Origin of the sequence: Ruminococcus sp. AM42-11 (assembly GCF_003480145.1) — a bacterium.
Lineage (GTDB): Bacteria > Bacillota > Clostridia > Lachnospirales > Lachnospiraceae > Blautia_A > Blautia_A faecis.
This window is the reverse complement of sequence record NZ_QUIO01000086.1, coordinates 1-3,529: the sequence shown is the minus strand read 5'-3', so window position 1 is coordinate 3,529 and position 3,529 is coordinate 1. Positions and strand designations below refer to the sequence as shown.

The window sequence follows — 3,529 nt, the reverse complement described above, 5'->3', positions numbered from 1 at the left end:
TTGTTGTGTTGAAAAAAGAAAAAACTCCAATAATATTTTTGATAAAAATCAATATTTTCTATAAATTCTTTATATGATATATTCCTTCCACAATGACAATCAATTTTAATGACAATCAATTTTAATAGCAGTATTTATATCTTCTATTAATTTTTCTTTCTCTATATTTAATTTTTTATAATTAGATAATACAATTACATCATTTATATAATAATGATTGTTTGTTTCTGCGACTAATCCATATGTAGACTGAATGCTGCCATTAAAATAAACCACACCGCGTATATATTCATCTTCACAAACCAACTTAATATCAGTTACATAATCTTTTTTGTCTTCGTCATAATATTCTAACTTACATTTAACTGTTTTATTTTCACACCAAAATTCAACATGACATAACGTATTTCCATTTTCATTTTGAACAGTTGATGTAAATTTCACATTTGAATCACAATTTAAATATTGGTAGAAATTAATCATTTCTTCATAGGAATATCTTCGTTCCACTCTTATTTTTTCATTACAAAGTTTTCTTTTTTTATATCTTTTAGAAATCTTATTTCTCTTCTTAAGTTATACATTTTGTCTATAAGAAGATTAATTTCGTTTGTTAATGTTTCCTTTCCACCGTTTATAATTCGCATTGTTCTATCATAGTCTGTTTCTATCTGATCTTCATAAAACTTATATTCAGTATCCCTTTTGTTAGATAATTTTTCTTTGTTGTATTTTTCCCATTTTGGCTCCACAAATTCTAATCCGGACCATTCTGAAGTTTTTGCTTTGTTGTATTTTGGCTTGTATCTTCTAATTAATTCACTTTCTACAACATCTGACATAATTCTATTAGCTAGTTCACAATAAAAAATGTCTGAATTATTTATTTCATCCCAACCTTCTTCTGGAATATTATCACCAGGTTTTCCATGTCGATTTAACCTAGAAGTAAGATCAGTATCATTTTTACCAATATAAATAATTTCATTATCATAGACATATTTATAAACATAATTTCCCATTTTAATAAACACCTTTCCTTACTCCAACCAGTCTTATCCATTCATCATCCTTAAGCTTCTCTGGATACAGCATCTCGAAGTGTTTACGCAGAATGGACTGTTGAGTATTTTTCTCTTCTGAGTCTATAATGATCATCTCCTTTTTTATGCAGCTTTTAATTCTTGTTTCTTATTTTTTACTTCTAACTTCTTTTCTTCCTGATCCATATTTTCAGCTTCATATGTAAGTCTGTCGTACTCTCTCCAAACTAATCCACGTCTGGTACGAATAATTTTTACTCTATCTGATTTATTTTCTTTAAGCTTTTCATATTCTTTTTGCGTAAGCGTTATAGATGGTCCATCTGCATCAGATTCTTTATATGTAAATCTAATTTGATATTTTGCAAAACTCTTTTGATAATCAGTCATATTAGAAATTGTTTTTCTTTTTTTCAACTCTCTGTTGAAATCAATTTTTTTATTATTTATCTCATTAATATCAATTATCGGATTAGGAATTTTTCCGCCTACAATCTGTATTGTAGAAACTTCTGCAATTTTCCCTTTATGTTTACCTTCTTTTATGTATATTAAATCTCCTGGTTTTACGCAATATGAATGACACTCAAATTGTATTTTACCTTTAGATACTTTCTCTTTTCTAAAGACTCTTTCATTATCAATATGTTCTTTGTTTGTAGAACGTTTTGATTTAGTACTATGCCTAATTACTTTTAAATCATTTCCACTTTTCTTTTTACCATCTCTTGAATCTATATATTTAGCATCTGCAAAATTTTCCATTTTTCTATCATTACAACGTTTTTGTTCGACAATAAATACTTTTTTAGATAAAGTTGTATTCTTAAATTCTTTTACACAAACTGCATCATTATAATGAAATTTTCTCAAACCTGCTTCTTTTCTATTAATTTTGTGTTATAACCATATTCAGCTTCAATATCAAGCTCTGGATATTTTTCAGTAAGTCTGTTTAATAATTCCCATCTAACAATATTCATATATGTAGAATCTTTAAATGTATTTTCTTGTAAAGCTTGTTCTAATAATTCTTTAAAATATTTGTTGTTATTATTATTCGAATGTATTTTCTGATGACATCCTTGACATACGCAAATTAAATTTCCTGGATTATTAGTACCACCCCAGGATCTTGGTATTTTATGGTGCACTTCTATTCTTTTTGGTTTCTCTTTTAGTGTACCATCTTTTTTCTTTTTCTTATTGCAAAAGTAACAAGAATAATTATCTCTGGCTCTTACATAAGATACAACATTCTCATATCCTTTCATTTCACCATTTTGATAATCTTTTCCATTTAAAATAGTTCCGTCCTTTAAATATGCATCCATTGCAGCAATGTCAAAATTTGCCACCTCTACAATAACTTTATCGATTGGAACCCATTGTTTTAATTGCTCAATGATTCTGATATGCGTTTCCATTTTATGTACAATAGACGGTGCAAACCATCCATCTTCATTTCCATTTTTATAAGTAGGATTATGTACTGTTTTATAATCAATGTTCTTATTTTTTCTATAACGTAAACGATTTCTTCTGGAACTACGCATTGATTTTCTTTCTAGTAATCTGTTACTCATTCCGTTTAACATTTTAACTTGACCTGCAATATATTCATGATCATTATCGCTTACGGAAAATCCGATATTTAAATATCCACTATCTACTTTTAATTCAAATATATCTCTATTTTCTAAATCCGAATTATAATCATCAGTTCTTTTGATAACTAATGGCTCGTGATTTATAATTTCTGCTTTATGTTCTCTTAATAAATAACCTGCTTTACCATTTTTTATTGGTATGCATGGTTTATTATTTTTATCCACAATTAATACAAAATCCATATAATTCATATTTTTATTTCCTTTATAATATAATCTCAATTTAAAATTGGTCATGCTCTTCGACAATGTTATAAAAAGTTACATGTTTGTATCACTTACACCAATCATGTTCAGCACAGTGTATGTTTAGGTACAAACGATATAATTACAGCTAGAGCGACACCATAACATATTATCTTTTTATAACGTAGATTTCTCTTAGTCTATTTCATAGAAGTGCCTTAAAATAAGAGGTATAAAACTATACTTTGAGGTTTTGTATACCTCTTAATTTACATGGTTACAAAACTATACGGTATCCCATATGATTACCTTGTGCGTTTTGTATACCTCTTAATTTACATGGTTACAAAACAATGGCAAAGGTTGATAGTAAGCTTTCAAAGTTTTGTATACCTCTTAATTTACATGGTTACAAAACATCAATAAAATACTCTTTTGTAATTCTATCGTTTTGTATACCTATTAATTTACATTTTGTAATAAACAACATTTTTATTTAAATCTCAATCAATCATATATATCATCACCTCACATTCATTATTTTTATCTTTTATTATCGCTTGTTCCAGAAATTCATTATCGCTTGTTCCAGAAATTCAACTTATGCTTCTTTATAAAACTTACAGCTTA

Annotated in this window: 4 protein-coding genes and 1 CRISPR repeat array; all 4 genes read right to left on the bottom strand. The window is 27.3% G+C overall.

The genetic code is table 11. The features are described from left to right. Positions 1 to 105: 105 nt before the first annotated feature. A complete protein-coding gene (locus DW904_RS22435) occupies positions 106 to 510 on the bottom strand; it encodes a hypothetical protein (RefSeq protein ID WP_118584326.1) in 405 nt (134 codons plus the stop codon). Between the two features lie 2 nt (positions 511 to 512). Then, positions 513 to 1,022: a hypothetical protein gene (locus DW904_RS22430; RefSeq protein ID WP_147422370.1), complete on the bottom strand. Its 510-nt coding sequence runs from the start codon at positions 1,020 to 1,022 to the stop codon at positions 513 to 515. A 144-nt stretch (positions 1,023 to 1,166) separates the two neighbouring features. Next, a complete protein-coding gene (locus tag DW904_RS22425; RefSeq protein ID WP_118584324.1) occupies positions 1,167 to 1,916 on the bottom strand; it encodes a hypothetical protein in 750 nt (249 codons plus the stop codon). Continuing rightward, the gene (gene iscB, locus DW904_RS22420; RefSeq protein ID WP_202187815.1) at positions 1,913 to 2,905 is read right to left on the bottom strand and encodes an RNA-guided endonuclease IscB; all 993 of its coding nucleotides are present in this window, start codon (positions 2,903 to 2,905) and stop codon (positions 1,913 to 1,915) included. The genes DW904_RS22425 and iscB overlap by 4 nt, the downstream gene beginning before the upstream one ends. A gap of 244 nt (positions 2,906 to 3,149) precedes the next feature. Continuing rightward, a CRISPR array of direct repeats spans positions 3,150 to 3,383; the repeat unit is 36 nt; unit sequence GTTTTGTATACCTCTTAATTTACATGGTTACAAAAC. Between the last annotated feature and the right edge of the window lie 146 nt (positions 3,384 to 3,529).

What these genes read in the sequence shown, in the direction of transcription:
- iscB (WP_202187815.1), bottom strand. Translation starts at nt 2,905, where the DNA reads ATGAATTATATGGATTTTGTATTAATTGTGGATAAAAATAATAAACCA.
- DW904_RS22430 (WP_147422370.1), bottom strand. Translation starts at nt 1,022, where the DNA reads ATGGGAAATTATGTTTATAAATATGTCTATGATAATGAAATTATTTAT.